General features: G+C 32.6%; 15 protein-coding genes. 11 read left to right on the top strand and 4 right to left on the bottom strand.

Annotated features, from left to right (window positions below):
• The first annotated feature begins 245 nt into the window (after positions 1-245).
• The 5 genes from qoxA to rihC all read left to right on the top strand — a co-directional run bounded on the left by qoxA (position 246) and on the right by rihC (position 5,293).
• Positions 246-1,367 (top strand): cytochrome aa3 quinol oxidase subunit II, encoded by a 1,122-nt coding sequence (qoxA, locus tag SH09_RS11910; RefSeq protein WP_042739867.1) that lies wholly within the window; start codon positions 246-248, stop codon positions 1,365-1,367.
• Positions 1,367-3,355, top strand: a complete 1,989-nt coding sequence (gene qoxB / locus SH09_RS11905) for a cytochrome aa3 quinol oxidase subunit I (protein ID WP_042739866.1) — start codon at positions 1,367-1,369, stop codon at positions 3,353-3,355. Before qoxA ends, qoxB begins: the two co-directional genes overlap by 1 nt.
• The gene (gene qoxC, locus SH09_RS11900) at positions 3,345-3,950 is read left to right on the top strand and encodes a cytochrome aa3 quinol oxidase subunit III (protein ID WP_042739865.1); all 606 of its coding nucleotides are present in this window, start codon (positions 3,345-3,347) and stop codon (positions 3,948-3,950) included. The genes qoxB and qoxC overlap by 11 nt, the downstream gene beginning before the upstream one ends.
• A complete protein-coding gene (gene qoxD, locus SH09_RS11895; protein ID WP_042739864.1) occupies positions 3,947-4,237 on the top strand; it encodes a cytochrome aa3 quinol oxidase subunit IV in 291 nt (96 codons plus the stop codon). The genes qoxC and qoxD overlap by 4 nt, the downstream gene beginning before the upstream one ends.
• Positions 4,238-4,378: 141 nt before the next feature.
• On the top strand, positions 4,379-5,293 hold the full coding sequence (rihC, locus tag SH09_RS11890; RefSeq protein WP_042739863.1) for a ribonucleoside hydrolase RihC: 915 nt from the start codon (positions 4,379-4,381) through the stop codon (positions 5,291-5,293).
• A gap of 88 nt (positions 5,294-5,381) precedes the next feature.
• Here the strand turns inward: rihC and SH09_RS11885 are convergent, their stop codons facing one another.
• Both SH09_RS11885 and SH09_RS11880 read right to left on the bottom strand, forming a co-directional pair.
• Positions 5,382-6,584 (bottom strand): serine hydrolase domain-containing protein, encoded by a 1,203-nt coding sequence (locus SH09_RS11885; protein WP_042739862.1) that lies wholly within the window; start codon positions 6,582-6,584, stop codon positions 5,382-5,384.
• A 20-nt stretch (positions 6,585-6,604) separates the two neighbouring features.
• A complete protein-coding gene (locus SH09_RS11880) occupies positions 6,605-8,263 on the bottom strand; it encodes a phospho-sugar mutase (protein WP_042739861.1) in 1,659 nt (552 codons plus the stop codon).
• Positions 8,264-8,622: 359 nt separating this feature from the next.
• Here SH09_RS11880 and SH09_RS11875 point away from each other — a divergent pair, with 359 nt between their 5' ends.
• The 4 genes from SH09_RS11875 to SH09_RS11860 all read left to right on the top strand — a co-directional run bounded on the left by SH09_RS11875 (position 8,623) and on the right by SH09_RS11860 (position 15,139).
• Positions 8,623-9,936, top strand: coding sequence for an LCP family protein (locus SH09_RS11875; protein WP_042739860.1), 1,314 nt, complete (start codon positions 8,623-8,625; stop codon positions 9,934-9,936).
• 22 nt (positions 9,937-9,958) lie between these two features.
• Positions 9,959-10,429, top strand: a complete 471-nt coding sequence (locus tag SH09_RS11870) for a DUF2538 family protein (protein ID WP_042739859.1) — start codon at positions 9,959-9,961, stop codon at positions 10,427-10,429.
• Positions 10,430-10,492: 63 nt separating this feature from the next.
• Positions 10,493-10,918 (top strand): GNAT family N-acetyltransferase, encoded by a 426-nt coding sequence (locus SH09_RS11865; protein ID WP_042739858.1) that lies wholly within the window; start codon positions 10,493-10,495, stop codon positions 10,916-10,918.
• A 228-nt stretch (positions 10,919-11,146) separates the two neighbouring features.
• The gene (locus SH09_RS11860; protein WP_052495448.1) at positions 11,147-15,139 is read left to right on the top strand and encodes a GW dipeptide domain-containing protein; all 3,993 of its coding nucleotides are present in this window, start codon (positions 11,147-11,149) and stop codon (positions 15,137-15,139) included.
• Between the two features lie 112 nt (positions 15,140-15,251).
• On the opposite strand, the gene SH09_RS11855 is transcribed toward SH09_RS11860, so the two are convergent.
• On the bottom strand, positions 15,252-15,671 hold the full coding sequence (locus tag SH09_RS11855; RefSeq protein ID WP_042739857.1) for a MarR family transcriptional regulator: 420 nt from the start codon (positions 15,669-15,671) through the stop codon (positions 15,252-15,254).
• A gap of 198 nt (positions 15,672-15,869) precedes the next feature.
• Between SH09_RS11855 and SH09_RS11850 the strand changes: the two genes are divergently transcribed.
• Positions 15,870-16,874 carry an acyltransferase family protein gene (locus tag SH09_RS11850; protein WP_042739856.1) on the top strand — a complete coding sequence of 335 codons (1,005 nt, stop codon included), beginning with the start codon at positions 15,870-15,872 and terminating at the stop codon, positions 16,872-16,874.
• 116 nt (positions 16,875-16,990) lie between these two features.
• Positions 16,991-18,151 carry an aminotransferase class I/II-fold pyridoxal phosphate-dependent enzyme gene (locus SH09_RS11845; RefSeq protein WP_042739855.1) on the top strand — a complete coding sequence of 387 codons (1,161 nt, stop codon included), beginning with the start codon at positions 16,991-16,993 and terminating at the stop codon, positions 18,149-18,151.
• A 112-nt stretch (positions 18,152-18,263) separates the two neighbouring features.
• On the opposite strand, the gene SH09_RS11840 is transcribed toward SH09_RS11845, so the two are convergent.
• Positions 18,264-18,713, bottom strand: a complete 450-nt coding sequence (locus tag SH09_RS11840; protein WP_042739854.1) for a MarR family winged helix-turn-helix transcriptional regulator — start codon at positions 18,711-18,713, stop codon at positions 18,264-18,266.
• Positions 18,714-18,877: the final 164 nt, after the last annotated feature.

Below are 18,877 nucleotides of genomic sequence, written 5' to 3'. Positions count from 1 at the left end.
TTACGTTAAATTGCTTCCAATATACCTATATAAACAACTAAAATTATCCATTATATTAAAATATGGCACTTTTCACAAAATGTACACATAATTTTAACAAATCTTTAAAAGCCCGTCAGACCTTGAGTCTGTTGGGCTTGTTTTAATTTTACAATAATTTTTTCCTCAGAAAGACTTGTAAATATTGCGTAATATCTTAAAATTGATGGTAAGCCCTACAATTGTAGTATTAGGAGGTCAAAAAAGTGTCAAAATTTAAGTCTTTGCTTCTACTCTTTGGCTCACTAATTTTACTTAGTGGCTGTTCCAATGTAGAAGTTTTAAACCCAAAAGGGCCGATGGCAAGTGACTCGAAGTTCTTGATTATCTATTCAATCATCTTCATGCTTGTTATTATTGCCGCGGTGCTTATCATGTTCGCTGTGTTCTTATTCAAATACAGAATAGGAAATACATCAGAATCTGGTAAAATGCACCACAACTCTTTACTTGAAACAATTTGGTTTATTGTTCCTGTGATTATCGTAATTGCTTTAGCCATTCCAACGGTTAAATCACTTTACGAATACGAAAAACCACCGGCTAAAGAAGATGACCCACTTGTTGTTTACGCTACGAGTGCTGGTTATAAATGGTTCTTTAGTTACCCTGAAGAAAAAATCGAAACAGTTAATCACTTAACTATTCCGAAAGATCGTCCGGTTATCTTTAAACTCCAATCTATGGATATGATGACTAGTTTCTGGATTCCACAATTAGGTGGTCAGAAATACGCGATGACTGGTATGACGATGGACTGGACGTTAACTGCTGATAAAGAAGGTACGTTCAGAGGTCGTAACTCAAACTTCAATGGTGAAGGTTTCGCTCGTCAAACATTTGACGTTCACTCAGTAAGTCAAAGTAAATTCAAGGATTGGGTTAAAGATGCTCAAAGTCAAAAAGTATTAGATCAAGATACATTTGACAAGCAACTTTTACCTACTACTGAAAACAAAAACTTAACTTTCAGTGGTACGCACATGGCGTTTGTTGACCCTGCTGCAGATCCTGAGTATATCTTCTATGCTTATGATCGCTATAATTACGTACAAAAAGATCCAAACTTCAACTCTGAAAAACAAATTACAGAGGATATATTAGATAAACCGGATCAACCTGCACGTAAACCACAGATTACAAACGCTAACTACGAACGTCATGGTATGAAAGCCATGATCTTAGGCAACAAAGAGCCATATGATGGTAAATTCAAGAAAGATGAATCACATAATATGGACGAAATGGAAAAAATCTCAAAAGGTGCTAAAGATAAAGAAGCATCTAAAATTGAGAACAAAGATCAAGAGCATGGAGGTGGACATTAATGAATTTTCCATGGGATCAATTGATCGTTCATGGTAACTGGATGATTACAATGGCACAAATTGGTGCGCCATTCTTAGTTATCGGTGTGATCGCAGTAATTACTTACTTCAAGTTATGGAAATATCTTTACAAAGAATGGTTCACATCTGTCGACCATAAGAAGATTGGTGCAATGTACCTAATCTGTGCAGTATTAATGTTCGTTCGTGGTGGTATTGACGCATTACTTATTCGTGCTCAATTAACAATTCCAGATAATAAATTCTTAGAATCAAACCACTATAACGAAATCTTTAGTACGCACGGCGTTATCATGATTATCTTTATGGCAATGCCTTTCGTATTTGGTTTATGGAACGTAGTTGTACCATTACAAATTGGTGCACGCGACGTTGCATTCCCTGTATTGAACAGTATTAGTTTCTGGTTATTCTTCGCAGGTATGATTTTATTCAACCTTTCATTTATCGTAGGTGGATCACCTGCTGCTGGTTGGACAAACTATGCTCCACTTGCCGGAGAATTTAGTCCAGGACCTGGGGTTAACTATTACCTAATAGCAATCCAGATTTCTGGTATCGGAACATTAATGACAGGTATTAACTTCTTCGTAACAATACTTAGATGTAAATCACCTACAATGAAATTTATGGAAATGCCAATGTTCACTGTAACAACTTTCATCACTGCATTGATTGTTATCTTGGCATTCCCTGTGTTAACAGTTGCTTTAGCATTATTCACTACAGACAGAATTTTTGGAACAGCATTCTTCACCGTTGCTGACGGTGGTATGCCAATGTTATGGGCTAACTTCTTCTGGGTATGGGGGCACCCTGAAGTATATATCGTTATCCTACCGGCATTTGGTATATATTCTGAAATCATTCCTACATTTGCTCGTAAACGTTTATTCGGACACCAAAGCATGGTGTGGGCAACTGCAGGTATTGCATTCTTAAGTTTCTTAGTTTGGGTTCACCATTTCTTCACAATGGGTAATGGTGCTTTGATTAACTCATTCTTCTCAATTACAACAATGTTAATTGGTATACCAACCGGTGTTAAACTATTTAACTGGTTGTTCACTTTATACCAAGGTCGTATTAGTTTTGAATCGCCAATGTTATTCTCATTAGCCTTCATCCCTAACTTCTTATTAGGTGGGGTTACTGGTGTAATGTTAGCGATGGCTGCAGCAGACTATCAATACCATAATACTTATTTCTTAGTGGCACACTTCCACTACACATTAGTTACTGGTGTTGTATTTGCCTGTCTTGGTGCTTTAATCTTCTGGTATCCTAAGATGACTGGTTATAAATTAAATGAGACATTAAACAAATGGTGTTTCTGGTTATTCATGATCGGATTTAACGTTTGTTTCTTACCACAATTCGTACTTGGATTAGATGGTATGCCTCGTCGTTTATACACTTATATGCCAGAAGATGGTTGGTGGTTATTAAACGTAATCTCAACTATCGGTGCCCTATTAATGGCATTAGGCTTCATGTTCTTAGTAGCAAGTATCGTATACAGTTTCTTCAAAGCACCACGTGAAGCAACTGGTGATAACTGGGATGGTTTAGGTCGTACTTTAGAGTGGTCTACTGCATCAGCAATTCCACCTAAATACAACTTCGCAATCACTCCAGATTGGAATGACTATGATACATTTGTTGATATGAAAGAACACGGTCGTCATTATTTAGAAAACCATAATTACAAAGATATTCATATGCCTAACAACACTGCTGTTGGTTTATGGATGGGTATCTTTATGACGATTGGTGGTTTCTTCTTAATATTTGAAACTATCATTCCAGCAATTCTTTGCTTAATTGGTATCTTCGGAACAATGATTTACCGCAGTTTCCAAGTCGACCATGGTTACCATATCCATGCAGAAGAAGTTGCTGAAACTGAAAAACGTTTACGTGAAGCACGTATAAAAGAAAGGGAGGCTGTAAGTCATGAGTCATGATGCTAACACAATAGATTCTCGTTCGCATGAAGGTAATTTGAATAAACTTGGCTTTTGGATTTTCCTTACAGCAGAATTCTCATTATTTGGTACGTTATTTGCAGCTTTACTGACATTACAACATGGTGGCGACTATGCTGGTAAAATGACTACTGAGTTATTTGAATTACCACTTGTATTAATAATGACATTCTCGTTATTAATTAGTTCTTATACTTGTGGTATTGCAATTTACTACATGAGACAAGAAAAGCAAAAACTAATGATGATTTGGATGATTATCACTGTATTGCTTGGTGTAGTGTTCGTTGGTTTTGAAATCTATGAATTTGCTCACTATGCACATGAAGGTGTTAATCCAACTATTGGTTCTTATTGGTCTAGTTTCTTTATTCTATTAGGAACACATGGTGCCCACGTTTCATTAGGTATTGTTTGGATTACATGTTTATTAATCCAAATTGCAATGCGAGGGTTAAATAAAGATAATGCTCCTAAATTATTTATAGTAAGTTTATACTGGCACTTTTTAGATGTTGTGTGGATTTTCATCTTCACTGCCGTATATATGATAGGGATGGTGTATAGCGGATGAATACAATAGTAAAACACACTGTAGGCTTTATCGCTTCTATCGTTCTAACTATCTTAGCAATATTCGTAACATTGTATACTTCAATGTCATTGAACGCTAAGATTACAATTATTTTCGGATTTGCTTTCATTCAAGCAGCTGTTCAATTATTAATGTTCATGCACTTAACTGAAGGTAAAGACGGTAACGTCCAAGGATTCAAAGTAGTATTTGCGATTATCATTACTTTAATCACTGTTATTGGTACGTACTGGGTTATGCAAGGTGGACACTCAAGTCACTTATAATCCAAAGTAAAAGACTTCTCTTCGGAGAAGTCTTTTTTTATTGTTATGATTTAAAGTGCTTCACAACATTTATTCTTTATTTCATTGTAAAATAATATTATAAGCAAAGTATTTTATTCTTATTATAGGAGGCTATTTATAATGTCTAATAAATTACCAATTATTATTGATACTGATCCAGGTATAGATGATGCTGCTGCCATTAGCATTGCGCTGAACCATCCTGAATTAGATGTAAAAATGATTACCACAGTTAATGGAAATGTAGGAATTGATAAAACTACTGCAAATGCTTTGAAACTCAAACAATTTTTCAATAGCGATGTACCGGTTTATCAAGGCGCTGCACATCCATTGTTAACAGATATCGTTGATGCAAGTGTTGTCCATGGTGAGTCTGGCATGAATGGTTATGACTTCCCTGCTATTGATCAATCGGCCATAAGTGATGTTCATGCTGTAGAAGCAATGAAAACATTACTGTTACAAAGTGACACCCCTATCACACTTGTACCTATTGGACCACTTACGAATATTGCACTACTACTCTCTACATATCCAGAAGTAAAACAACATATCCGTCAAATCGTGCTCATGGGCGGCAGTGCTGGTCGAGGAAATATCACACCATTAGCAGAATTTAATATATTCTGTGACCCTGAGGCTGCACAAATTGTCTTTAATTCAAACCTACCCATTACTATGGTTGGTCTAGATGTTGCTAGAAGTTCTACACTCAGTCATGCTACTGTTAATCAATTAAATCAGTTAAATCAAACTGGCAAAATGTTACATCAATTATTCAGACATTATCGTGGCGATGATTTTGAGAAAGGTACAAACGTTTATGATGCTTATACCATTCTCTATTTATTACATCCTGACAAATTTGAAACAGCTCAAGCAAATGTACAAATAGAAGTATCAGGCCAATTAACTAAAGGTGCAACTGTGACTGATTTTAAATCACCACAGCCAAATTGTACTGTTGTATTATCAATTGATCCTGAAATTTTCAAAAATTTATTTATAGATTCCCTCCAACATTGCATCTAATATACTAATCATATACAAAAAGGTTAAGACAATTTCATCTCATTGTCTTAACCTTTTGTTTTGGTTCATCATAAATACTTACATAAAGTTATTGATTGCCCACTTGATAAGGAACACCCACCTCATTATATGTACCAATCTGATTCAAAATATTTTTGTATATATATTCTAATAAATTTTCATTTTTAAAATCAAATGTCTCATAGTTAGAACCTAATACAATGATATAACGATTATTAAAATATACTGTGAACGTCTGTCCAAAAAACTTACCATTTATCCTATTCTTATCAGCAAAAGTATAAAAACCATATCTATATGGAATTGGATACGACTTTGTGTAGCTTTCATGAATTAATGGCCCTGTCACTTGGCTATTGAAAAATTGATTGTTTTGTAAACCATAGACTAATTTACACATATCTAGTGGTGTCATATAAAGATTACCAGCACCATAATAATGATTTAAATATTTCGTACGTTGTGCATGTGGTTGCTCACTACCTTCATTCAATTTATAACCCGTTGCCATTTTAAACTTGAAATTTGGATTATTATAGAATGCAGTATGTTGTAAATGTAATGGTTTTAACAAACGTTGATCAAAATTCTCCTCGAAAGATTTACCAGTGATCGTTTCGATAATTTGTGCAAGCACTAAATAATTCGCATCATTATAACGATATTTATTATAATAAGCCTCATCTATGCCTTGTTTGTGGATCGCAGTGACAGCATCATCTAACTTTTTGTATTTTAAGTTAGGTTTATATTTTGCTAAACCACTCTTATGAAAAATTAACTGTTTTACGGTAATTGGTTTATCTGTTTTAAACCATGGTATATACGTTTCGATAGATTGATTTATATCAACTTTATGTTCTTCTTCAAGTTGCTTAATCATTATACCAGTTGTTAGTTTTTGTACAGAGCCAGTTAAATACATTGTGTCGGGCTTATTCGTCCGATTTTTTGTAAAGTTTTGCAAACCGTAACCTTTGTTTAACTTCAATTGGCCATTTTCATATATTGTTGCCGTTCCGTTATATTCATTTTCACTCAAATAATGATCAATATCCTTAATTTGCGGAGAATTACTCATAACTGTCGGAAGCTTTAAGGTTATATGTGATTCATTATTTTTTCTATCTAAATTCTGTTGCTGATTATTCGTGATGCGTGTTTCATTTTTGTTGTGAAATACCTGTATGCTTGTGTAATAAGCCATTAGGAAAATTCCAGTGATCAAAAAAACTGCAATAATTGTACGTATAATTGTTCTTGTTGTCATTCATGTTGCCTCTATACGTCTTATTTTATTGAATCAATATATTGATTCACAAATTCAGTTGATATTTTATCGATATCTTCTACATTTAAAGAGAAATAAATTTTCATTTTTGGTTCTGTACCTGATGGTCTTAATGCAATGAATCCTTCATCAAAAACAAATCTGATTAAATTAGCTTTAGGAAGTGTTAATGATTCTGTTGTTCCCTTTACTTTATCTGTTAAATATCCTGATTCATAATCTTCAACCTTTTTAACTTCTAAACCACATAAAGTTGAAAGTTCATTACTTCTAAAGTAATTCATAATACGATTAATTTTTTCGACACCTTCTGTCCCTTCAAAAGATGGCGCCAGTGTTCTATCCTTAAATGCACCAATATTTTTATAAATATCTTCCATCTCATCTTTGAATGTCAAACCATTATTAGCAAGCAAATTCTTATACTTAATTAATAGAGGTACAATCTGAATTGCATCTTTATCTCTTGAAATCGTTTGTGCTAAGTAACCATGACTTTCTTCAAATGCTAGTAATAGTTGTTGTTCATTTTTATTTTCCTTCTCTTCTAAAAGATGAGATATAAATTTAAAGCCAGTTAAGACATTATTTACTTCAACATCTAATGCAAGCGCTAATCTCTCTGCTAATTCACTTGTAACTATTGATTTAATAATAAATTGAGACTTGTTTGCATCAGCTAAATCTTGAAATCTTAATTTCATTAATAACAAGCCAATTTCATTACCATTGAAATAACGATAATTATGATTATCATATCGTTCAATAAATCCAAGGCGATCAGCATCTGGATCTGTTGCAATAATCATTTGTGCATCAGTTTCATTTGCCAATGCTAAACCACGCTCAAACGCTGCTTCATCTTCAGGATTCGCAATTGCAACAGTTGGAAAATTACCATCCGGTAACGATTGTTCTGTCTCTATAACATAATTATTGTATTCAAGTTCTGATAATATCTCGGATACAACTGGTAAACTTGTACCATGTAGACTGGTTAAAACAACTTTAGAATCTTTAATATCGATTGAACCAACAAGTTGCTTTACATTTTCTTTATAGGCATTGGTCAAATCTTCATTAATATATAAAATTTGCTCTTGCTCGACTTGTTGTTCGAAGTCACCTTTTTCAATTTCTAAAGGAGATTGTATACGATTTATGTATGAGCTGAGTTCTTCTGATTGTTCCGGTAACAACTGGCCACCTTTTGCGTCATATATTTTAATACCATTATAATTTTTAGGATTATGGCTCGCTGTAATCATTACGCCTGCATCAGCCTTTAAATGTCTAACTGCAAATGATAATTCAGGCGTTGACTTATAATCTTTTGCTAATATTGGCGTTACACCATTCTGAGCTAAGACACTGGCCATTTCTTGTGAAAATGCCTTAGATAATAATCTAGTATCAAAGTGAATGACTACATTCGCACCTGTTACCTGCTCATTTAAGTACTGTGCAAGTCCCAAAGCAACTTTACGCACTGTAAATGCATTAAGTCTAGCAGGACCTAATCCAAATGTACTTCTTATGCCAGCAGTACCAAACGTTAAGTCACCTTCAAATGCTGCAGCTCTTTCTGTTTCAGTTTGTTCATTATAAAATGGTTTAACTAAACTCTCATCTAATTTATCTAACCATAGTTGTTTCATTCTCTGAGTTCCTCCTTATATCAATCACACAAGGTTAATAATAATTTTCATATTTTAATATTAATATATTTATCATTATATCGTATGTCTTTAAAGAAATCATTTTTCAGACGTGCCATCAATTATTTAACAATAAATCTTAGTTGTGCAAAATTATTGTTTACCCCTATTTTTTAACTTAAACAAAATTCCTTAAATTTACGACTATATTCTTAGTTGAATTTTTTTAATGTTAGTTATAAAATTATAAGTTATAGTACATTTTCTTCTTTACAATAATTTAACAAAGTTAAAAAGAACTATAACTTTCAGAAAAATATAGTAATATGTACAAATCATATGCATGGGGAGCTTCAAACATGAATAAATTTTTTAAATATTTTTTAATATTTCTATCTTTAATTCTTGTAGTTGTTCCAGTAATATTTGCTGTTATTTTATTAAAATCATCCCAAGGTGCTTTTGAAAATTCATTTAACAATGGAGATTCTTCGCGACAATCCAATATTCGTAGCGAAAAGGTGAATCCTTCAAAAGACCCGGTTTCTATTTTATTTTTAGGTATCGATGAAAATAGTGGGCGTGAGAAAAATGGGCAAACTACTGAACATTCAAGAACAGACGCAATGATTTTATCCACTTTTAATGCAGATAAAAACCAAATCAGAATGCTAAGCATTCCTCGAGACACAATTAGTTATATTCCAAAAGTCGGATTCTACGATAAAATTACACACGCGCACGCATACGGTGGCCCTACTGCTTCAATGGACTCAGTAGAAGCAACACTAAACGTTCCAGTTGATTATTACGTTAGAATTAATATGGAAGCATTCGTAGATGCAGTCAATGAACTTGGTGGTATTTACTATAAAGTACCCTACGATATAAATGAACCAAACACGAATGATACAGGAAAGATTAAAGTCAAGAAAGGCTACCAAAAATTAAATGGTGATCAAGCGCTAGCTGTAGCTAGAACAAGACACCATGACTCTGATTTAAAACGTGGTCAAAGACAAATGGACTTATTGAAGATATTATTCGCAAAAGCTCAAAAATTAGATTCATTTGATAAATTAGACGATGTCATTCAAATCGTCGGAGATAATTCGAAGCACAATTTTAGTTCCAAAGAAGTAAAGGCATTAGCAACTAAATATTTACAAAATGATATCGATATTAAAAGTAAGCAACTTAAAGGTGAAGATGATTATTTAGATGGTATTTATTATTATAATCCTAGCCTTAAAAGTATTATGAGTACATCCAACTTATTAAGAAAAGACTTAGGTTTACCAAAAATTAAAGATAAAGATGACTTTTTAAATAAACGTGTGAAAGATTTTTATGGTACACTCGTACCACAGACAGAAATTGATAAGAGCTTATTGCGTAAAAATCAAAACGATAGCTCAGATGATAGTGACAATCAACAAGATTCAACATCTACCGAACAAAATAATTCTACTGAGTCGCCTGATTCAACACAAGACAATACCAGCCAACAATATGACTCAAGTCAAGATCAATCAAATTCTCAACAAAGTGACGTTGACCAACAACAAGACGCTAACCAACAACAGCAAAATGATGTAAATCAACAACAGGCACCATCCGCAGAACCTTCACAACAAGCGCCTACCGGAGACGTGCCTACTAACCAATATTAATCTGTAGAAAGGAGCTCAAATGATGTCGCGAAAAACATATGAAAAACTTGCACACGTTAATGGGATGTTCAATGTTTTAGAACAACAATTGATTCACAGTAAAGATATGGCATTATTTAGAAATGAATTTTTCTATGTAAACCATGAACATCGTGAAAATTATGAAGCATTGCGTATTTACTATAAAGATAGTGATGAAAATCCAGTTGTTGACGGTGCATGTTATATTGTTGCCCTTCCAGAAATATTTGATAAAGTAGATGTGTTTGAATCTGAATTGCCATTTACATGGGTTTATGATCAAAACGGTATTACAGAAACAATGAAACAAATCAGTATACCTATCCAATATTTAATTGCAGCTGCTTTAGAAGTAACAGATGTCCATCTTTTCAAACCATCAGGTTATACAATGGGAATGAATAATTGGAATATTGCACAAATGCGTATTTTTTGGCAATATACTGCAATCGTTAGAAAAAATGCACAGTAAGCTACTACCCTATCGTATAAACGGTAGGGTTTTTTTAATAATCACAAGTCAGGAGATAAAAATATGTTTGAAATTGTAAGAAACGAGAAAATGATGAATGATGCGTTAGACATTAGAAAAGAGGTTTTTGTAGAAGAACAAGGCGTACCTATTGATAATGAAATAGATGAATTTGAAACCATCGCCACACATATTATTGGATACGACCAACACGGAACCCCTTTTGCGACAGCTCGCTTTAGAAATGTAGATAATGTGGCGAAGATAGAACGTGTAGCTATTCTAAAGCAGTACCGTAAACACGGGTATGGCAAACAACTCATGCAAGCCATAGAACATGCCACTGTTGATGAAGGTTACGATACAGTTAAACTTAATGCACAATGTCACGCTCAAGCATTTTATGAATCAATAGGTTATCTTTCATATGGTTCAGTATTTTTGGAAGAAGGTATTGAACATATCGCCATGAAAAAATCTATAAAATAAACTTAATCTAAGAATTACATTTAAACTTCATTTATCATTTGTAATATTTAATATAGTGTAATTTTATAACAATATATTATTAAAGCGTTATAACGCTTTAATTAATATTTTCTTAATTATCCGACATTGAATAAGATTAATTTTATATTACAAAATGATGAAATTAAACAACTCATACTTTAGACGTATTATAATGACACTAAATAATTTTGTTAAAGGGGCAGTTTAATGATTAATAAAAAGTTTACTTATAAAGTACCATCAATTGTAGCACTTACGTTTGCAGGTACTGCTTTGACAACTCATCATGCTCATGCAGCAGAAAATACACAAGATCAAACAAAAAATAAAAATGTGTTAAACGATGAGCAAACTCAACAACAAGGTAAGCAAATTCAAGCAGAAATTAGTAAACCAACAACTAATATTTCTGGAACACAGGCCTACCAAGACCCTACGCAAGTTAAGTCACAAGATGCTGATCAAGTATCTAATTATGATGCACTTCTAGATGATTTAAACAGCGACTCAACAGAAGAAGCAAATACATACACAAATGAAACAGCTTCAAATTCAGAAACTGATGCTGTTACAACTCAACAATCAGATGCGACAGCTGATCAACAAAATTCTAAAGTTAACGATGAAAGCTCAACTCAAGAAGATATGTCTTCTAAAGATGAAACAACAGCTGATCATACAACCACTCAAGAGAATTCATCTGCTGAATCTCAAGATATGAAGTCTCAAGACTCAAATGCAACTGAAGATGCGACAACTAACAGCAATACTTCAGAAAGCTCAGTTAATGAACAACAAAGTACTGAAGATACAACTGAACAGTCAGCACAACTTGATACAAATAACACTAATGTTGAAGCAACACAACAAGACGAAGCTCCAACTACATCAAACAGTAATGTTGCAACACAAGAGAGTGATGCTAATTCTGATCAAGCTTCTACTTCAACAAATGAAGTGAAATCAGATGATAATGAAGAGGATACATCAGCAAAGAAACAAGATGATAATACTACTGATGAGCAAATTTCTAGTGATTCAACAGTAAACGCGAATCAAGTTAAAGATAGTGCTGATTCAACAGCTTCAACTCAAGACACTAATGATAACAACAGTGCATTAGAAACTAATCATGAAGATGGCGCTGTTGCAGTAGCTACTAAATCAGATTCAACAGACAATGCTTTAGAGTCAAATGAGCAAACTACAACTACTGAACCAGTTGCAAGAAAGGTAGCAGTAGCATCAAACAACGACACAGATGAAGACACTACATCTGATGTAACACCTATGTTAAGAACTGCTAATTACACTGCGAATACTTCACAAGCTACAACTACACGTGCTGCAGTTAAAAAAGAAGCAACTACTAAGTCAACATTGCAAAGATATACACCACAAGTCAATTCATCAATCAATAATTATATCCGTAAAAATAACTTTACGGCACCAAATTATGAACAAGATATTGCTAGTTATTTACCACAATATAACTATCGCTATGGTAAACCTGAAGGAATCGTTATGCATGATACAGCAAATGATAATTCAACAATTACTGGCGAAGTTAACTATATGAAGAATAATTACAATAGTGCTTTCGTTCATGCGTATGTTGACGGTAATAGAATTATTGAAACTGCGAATACAGATTATTTAGCTTGGGGTGCAGGTGCTCCTGCTAACGAACGTTTCATTCATGTTGAATTAGTACACACACATGATTATGATTCATTTGCACGCTCTATCAATAACTATGCTGATTATGCCGCAACTAATTTACGTTACTATGGTTTGAAACCTGATAGCGCTGAATATGATGGTGCTGGAACAGTGTGGACACACAAAGCTGTAAGTACTTATTTAGGTGGCACGGATCACAGTGACCCTCATGGTTATTTAGCAGCGCACAATTACAGTTATGATGAATTATATGATTTAATATATGAAAAGTATTTAATCCAAACTGGTCAAGCTGCGGATTGGGGTACTACATCATCAAATAATAGTGGTAGTACGAACACAGATGACACACCTAAAACAGGACAATTATCCGTTAAGACAAATAGCGGTGTAGGACGTATCAATAGTAAAAACAATGGCGTCTACACAACTGTATATGACAAAAATGGTAAAGCAACAAACCGTACAAACCAAACCTTAAAAGTTACAAAAACAGCTACTCTAGGCCAAGAAAAATACTATTTAGTATCAGATTATAATAAAGGTAATTTAATTGGTTGGGTTAAACAAAATGATGTGAATTATAACACTGCAAAATCAGTTGCTAAAATTAATAAGAGCTACAAGATAAAACCAGGCGAAGTTCTTTACAGCGTACCTTGGGGAACAAGTTCACAAAAGGTAGGCACAGTATCTGGTAAATCTGCACAAACATTTAAAGCAACGAAACAACAACAAATTGGCAAAACAAACTACCTTTATGGCACAGTTAATAAAGTATCTGGATGGGTAAGTTTAAGTAAATTAACATCAAACAGTACTACAACCCCTTCTACTGATACAAATAAATTAGTTGTAACTAACCTAACAAACCAACAAGGTACAGTTAATAAAACAAATAGCGGTGTTTATACATCTGTTTATGATAAGCAAGGTGTACAAAAATCATACGTTAATGGTAAAACATTTAAACTAAGTAAAAAAGCTGCACTAGGTAGTAAACAATTTTACTTAATTACAGATAATAAGACGAATACAAATATGGGTTGGATGCTTACTAAAGATATCCAAGTTAAAGAAGCTACAAAAGCAAACAACACTGTAAATAAAACAACAAATGTAAGCAAAATTGGTCAATTAAATACGCAAAATTCTGGAATCAAGACAACAGTATTTGATGAGCAAGGTAAAGATGCTTCTAAATTCTCAGGTAAGACATACACGATTTCAAAGCAACGTACTCAAGGCGATAATACGTATGTATTAATTCAGAATACAAACCAAAAAACACCTATCGGTTGGGTTAACACTAAAGATATTAATACGCGTAATTTAACTAAGGCAGAAGCTAAAAAAGGTCAATATACAATTAAACCTACAAACAATGGTCTATATGCGATTCCTTGGGGTACAAAGGCACAACAAATTGATACTTTAAACAAAGTTGGTAACAATAAATTTAATGCATCGAAATCATTATTTGTTGATAAAGATGAATATATTTATGGAAATGTAAACAACAAGACAGGCTGGATTGCTGCTAAAGATTTAAACCAAGCAACAACTCAAAGCAACCCTACACCACTCAAATATGACTACATTATCTATAATGAAAATGGCCAATATTACTTAGACCCTACTGCTACTAAAGGTGCTGGTTCATTAAGAGACTTCTATGAAGGTATCTTTGATGTATTTGAACAACAAACAATTAATGGTATTACTTGGTATCATGGTAAGTTATCGAATGGTAAAACGGTATGGATTAAAGCAGCTGATTTACGCAAAGAACTTGTAAAATACTATGCAACTGGAATGACTTTAGATCAAGCTGTTGCGCTACAAAAAGGTCTAAATACAAAACCACAAATCCAACGCGTACCAGGTAAATGGGAAGATGCAACTTCTGCTGAAATCAAATCAGCGATGGATTCAAACAAATTAGTTAAAGATGCAACTCAAAAATACCAATTCTTACGTTTAGATAAAGCTCAAAATATTAATGCAACAGATTTAAATAAACTATTAGTTGGTAAAGGTATCTTAGAAGGTCAAGGTGCTGCATTTAGTCAAGCTGCTAAAGAAAATAATATCAATGAAGTGTATTTAATTTCACATGCCTTATTAGAAACTGGTAACGGTACATCTACCCTAGCTAATGGTGGCAACGTCGTGAATAATAAAGTAGTTACAAACCAACCTACTAAATATTATAATATGTTTGGTATTGGCGCTGTTGATCACGATGCTGTTAAGCAAGGCTTTATTACTGCTAAAAATAACGGTTGGGACTCAGTTAAGAAAGCGATTGTCGGTGGTGCACAATTTATCGCAAGCTCTTATATCAATCAAGGACAAAACACATTATATAAAATGCGTTGGAACCCTGATAATCCTGGTGTACACCAATATGCAACAGACGTTGCTTGGGCCAAACATAATGCTACAAGAATTAAATCATTCTATGATTCAATGGACAAAGTAGGTAAATACTTTGATGTAAACACTTATAAATAAAGCTTCAATTTCATAAAATTTATGACAAACTAAATAAAGAGAACATGTATCCTACTACAAGGATTCATGTTCTCTTTAATTTTTAATTTAAGACTTATTACAAATAGATCAACTAAATATGAGCATGATGGACATTTAACTTATTGAGTAATGCATTTAAATTTTCTATATCCACTGCTGTTAAGTTTTGACAACGTGCTTCTATTAAAGCAACGCGTACTTCATTGATTTGTCGTACTAATGCTTTAGCTTCATCCGTTAACGTTAAATCTTTACATCTTAAATCACGACTTGATTGTTTACTAGTAATATAACCCATATTACATAACTTCTTTATCCATCTCGATACAATGGATTGTTCTTTGTTAATTTTCATCGTAAGATCATATTGCGATAATACATCATAACTATATAAGATTCTTAACATTTCTAATTGCTCTGATGTTAAATCTGTACGCTGACCAAAGCGTCTACTTACCAAGTTTAAATCATTGCTTGTTAATGTGATTAATTGTTCTAGCTGTTTATACATGTTGTTTCATCTCCACTATTTAGTTGTTATCTATCTATATATTTAATTATTTTATTCTATAATATTATAATGTTATTCGGGTATATATACAATAAAAATCTACAATGTGACCTATTTCGTTGCATAACCCATTCATTTTATAATAAATTAGTAACAGTAGTATTTAATTTCTACAGAGTAAACAAAAGGAGAATCATGATGAATCAATTAAAAAACAGGGATTACTTCTTTGACAATGCAAGAGCGTTATTGATTTTCCTCGTCGTATTCGGTCATTTATTACAACCATATTCTGGTGAAAGTCGTTTTTTATCATCTTTATATCTGACAATATATAGCTTCCATATGCCTGGTTTTTTATTTATATCAGGATACTTTGCCAAAAAAGCTGGTGAAGGTAGATATATTGAAAAAGTATCAAAAAAACTATTAATTCCATACTTTATATTCTTTGCATTCTTTTCGATATATTACTTTTTAACTGGCAAAGAAGACAGTGTTAGTATGGATCCATTTGATCCAGTATTTGCATTATGGTTCTTGCTCACACTATTTTTCTTCCATGTTATTTTAGTAATAGTAAAAGAATATAAATCATACATTGTTTTACCGATAGCAATTATTGTATCTCTATTTGCCGGATACTCAGACGATATTGATACGTATTTGAGTTTTTCAAGAACAATTATGTTCTTCCCAATTTTCTATTTGGGCTACTTATTTAAATTTGAACATACTAAACTATTTAGAAATAAAAAATTCATACCAATAGCGTTACTTGTATTGGCTGGGTTCTTTACAATTTATTACCTTCACCCTATCAATTCTGATTGGTTACTCGGAGATTCACCATATATCTCTTTGGAAGGTAAGCAAGATTTATATAGTCCAGTTAAAAGATTGCTTTTATACTTTGTAATATTAATTACAATGTTTTCATTTTTAATATTAGTACCTAAAACAAAAAGATTCTTTACATACATAGGTAAAAGAACCATGTATATTTACTTACTACATGGTTTAGTTATAGGCGTTCTACGTGGATACAAAATATATCCATTTAAAGATGATATTTCAACACTTACTTATGTATATTTAGTCTTAGTTACAACACTTATAGTTTTTATATTATCTACGCGGTTTGTAACAAAATGGACAAACCCAATAATCAATTTACAATCCCCTTCTAACTTTAAGGGTTAATTTTAAAATACTGAATTGTAATTATTTCAAATATGTTATGATAGACATACTTTACAATGTATCGACAATCATACATATGATTACAATTCGGTATTTTTTCTTGAGGTGGAATATAAATGAAATTATCTTTAAATGAAAACTCAAAATTTTTAAAGGCACCAAGTATACGTCAATTCTCAAATCGCATGAAACATATCGATGATTGTATTAACTTAACCATTGGCCAACCTGACTTTCCAATGCCAAAAGTAGTTAAGGATGCCTATATTAATGCAATTAAAGAGAATAAGACGACTTATTCGCACAATAAAGGATTACTAGAAACTCGAACGAGTGTTAGTAAATATTTCGAGCAACGTTATCATTTTACATATGATCCAGAGGAAATAATTATTACAAATGGTGCTAGTGAAGCTTTAGATACGGCATTAAGAAGCATTATAAATCAAGGGGATGAAATTTTAATTCCTGGTCCTGTATATGCTGGTTACATACCATTAATTCAAACTTTAGGCGGTATTCCGGTCTTTATTGATACTACGGAAAGTAGCTTCAAATTAACTCCAGAATTAATAGAATCACATATAACCCAAAATACAAAAGCCATTTTGCTAAATTATCCAACCAATCCAACTGGTGTCACATTAAGTTATAATGAAGTGGAAGCTTTAGCTCAGTCCTTACAAGACAAGGAAATATTTATAATTAGTGATGAAATTTATGCTGAAAATACATTTTCTGGAGAACATACATCATTTGCTCAATTCACCCAATTACGCGACCAATTATTATTAATTGGTGGCCTGAGTAAGTCACACTCAGCAACAGGTATTCGTATAGGCTTTTTAATTGGCCCAGAATATTTAATTGAAAAGCTAACATTTATGCACGCATATAATTGTATTTGTGCAAATGTGCCTGCTCAAATAGCATGCATTGCTGCTTTAAACGAAGGACTAGAAGCACCACAATATATGAATGAAGCATATATTGAACGTCGTGACTATTTAATCGAACGTCTTGAAACATTAGGTTTTGAATTAGACGCAAAACCTGAAGGCGCATTCTATATATTCCCTAGCATCAAGCAATTCACTGACAATGACTTTGATTTTTGTGTAGATGTCTTGGAAAAGGCACATGTTGCCATGGTTCCTGGATCTTCGTTTACTGATATTGGACAAGGCTATGTTCGTATCTCATATGCATATGAATTAGATGCGTTAAAAGAAGGTATGCGTAGATTAGAAAGTTATATTAATCAATATTACAAGTAATTATTTTTAAACAGCACAACATTTCAATAAATCAAAAAGACACCATGTTTACATTATTCGTAAATGTGGTGTCTTTAATATGTATATGCTTTTTAATAAATGCACGATCTGTTTATCTCTTTTCTATATTGTAAATATTACGCTCTGCAAAGTTTCTTAACATGTCATGATACGCAAAAGACTCATCATCATTCATATTAAACTGACTAATTACATCTTCACTAATTTGGTTAAAATGTTCCTTTAATTCTATACCTTTATCAGTTAATTGTACCTTTACTCTACGTTCATCATCTTCATTTCTCATACGTTTGATCAATGATTTCTTCTCTAGTCTTTTAATTATAGGACTAATTGTACCTGAGTCTAGATATAATTCATCACATAATGTTTTAATATATATTGGTTTATCATTTTCAATATATAGTAATACAATGTAATTTGGAAAGCTAATATCATACTGCTTTAAATATCTATTAAAACGATTAACAACTTCTTTACTAGTTATATAAAACAGATAACACATTTCTTTTCGCATTTTATTATCTACAGTTGATGTCATTGTTCTCTCCTCAATCCTTTTATTATAATATTAATATATAGTTTAAATTTAGTCAAATATAATAATAAATAGGAAAAGAAGTTTATAAAACTCAATTTACACAAGCAATTCAATCCTACAAAGTCTAATTTAAGAAATTAATTAATATATTTTTGATATATCAT

It is taken from the genome of Staphylococcus gallinarum (assembly GCF_000875895.1).
GTDB lineage: Bacteria > Bacillota > Bacilli > Staphylococcales > Staphylococcaceae > Staphylococcus > Staphylococcus gallinarum.
The sequence above is the reverse complement of the archived record's forward strand: the minus strand, read 5'-3'. Positions and strand labels throughout refer to the sequence as shown.

Coding starts and splice junctions, on each gene's coding strand:
- qoxB (WP_042739866.1), top strand. CDS start 1,367: ATGAATTTTCCATGGGATCAATTGATCGTTCATGGTAACTGGATGATT.
- qoxC (WP_042739865.1), top strand. CDS start 3,345: ATGAGTCATGATGCTAACACAATAGATTCTCGTTCGCATGAAGGTAAT.
- qoxD (WP_042739864.1), top strand. CDS start 3,947: ATGAATACAATAGTAAAACACACTGTAGGCTTTATCGCTTCTATCGTT.
- rihC (WP_042739863.1), top strand. CDS start 4,379: ATGTCTAATAAATTACCAATTATTATTGATACTGATCCAGGTATAGAT.
- SH09_RS11885 (WP_042739862.1), bottom strand. CDS start 6,584: ATGACAACAAGAACAATTATACGTACAATTATTGCAGTTTTTTTGATC.
- SH09_RS11880 (WP_042739861.1), bottom strand. CDS start 8,263: ATGAAACAACTATGGTTAGATAAATTAGATGAGAGTTTAGTTAAACCA.
- SH09_RS11875 (WP_042739860.1), top strand. CDS start 8,623: ATGAATAAATTTTTTAAATATTTTTTAATATTTCTATCTTTAATTCTT.
- SH09_RS11870 (WP_042739859.1), top strand. CDS start 9,959: ATGTCGCGAAAAACATATGAAAAACTTGCACACGTTAATGGGATGTTC.
- SH09_RS11865 (WP_042739858.1), top strand. CDS start 10,493: ATGTTTGAAATTGTAAGAAACGAGAAAATGATGAATGATGCGTTAGAC.
- SH09_RS11860 (WP_052495448.1), top strand. CDS start 11,147: ATGATTAATAAAAAGTTTACTTATAAAGTACCATCAATTGTAGCACTT.
- SH09_RS11855 (WP_042739857.1), bottom strand. CDS start 15,671: ATGTATAAACAGCTAGAACAATTAATCACATTAACAAGCAATGATTTA.
- SH09_RS11850 (WP_042739856.1), top strand. CDS start 15,870: ATGAATCAATTAAAAAACAGGGATTACTTCTTTGACAATGCAAGAGCG.
- SH09_RS11845 (WP_042739855.1), top strand. CDS start 16,991: ATGAAATTATCTTTAAATGAAAACTCAAAATTTTTAAAGGCACCAAGT.
- SH09_RS11840 (WP_042739854.1), bottom strand. CDS start 18,713: ATGACATCAACTGTAGATAATAAAATGCGAAAAGAAATGTGTTATCTG.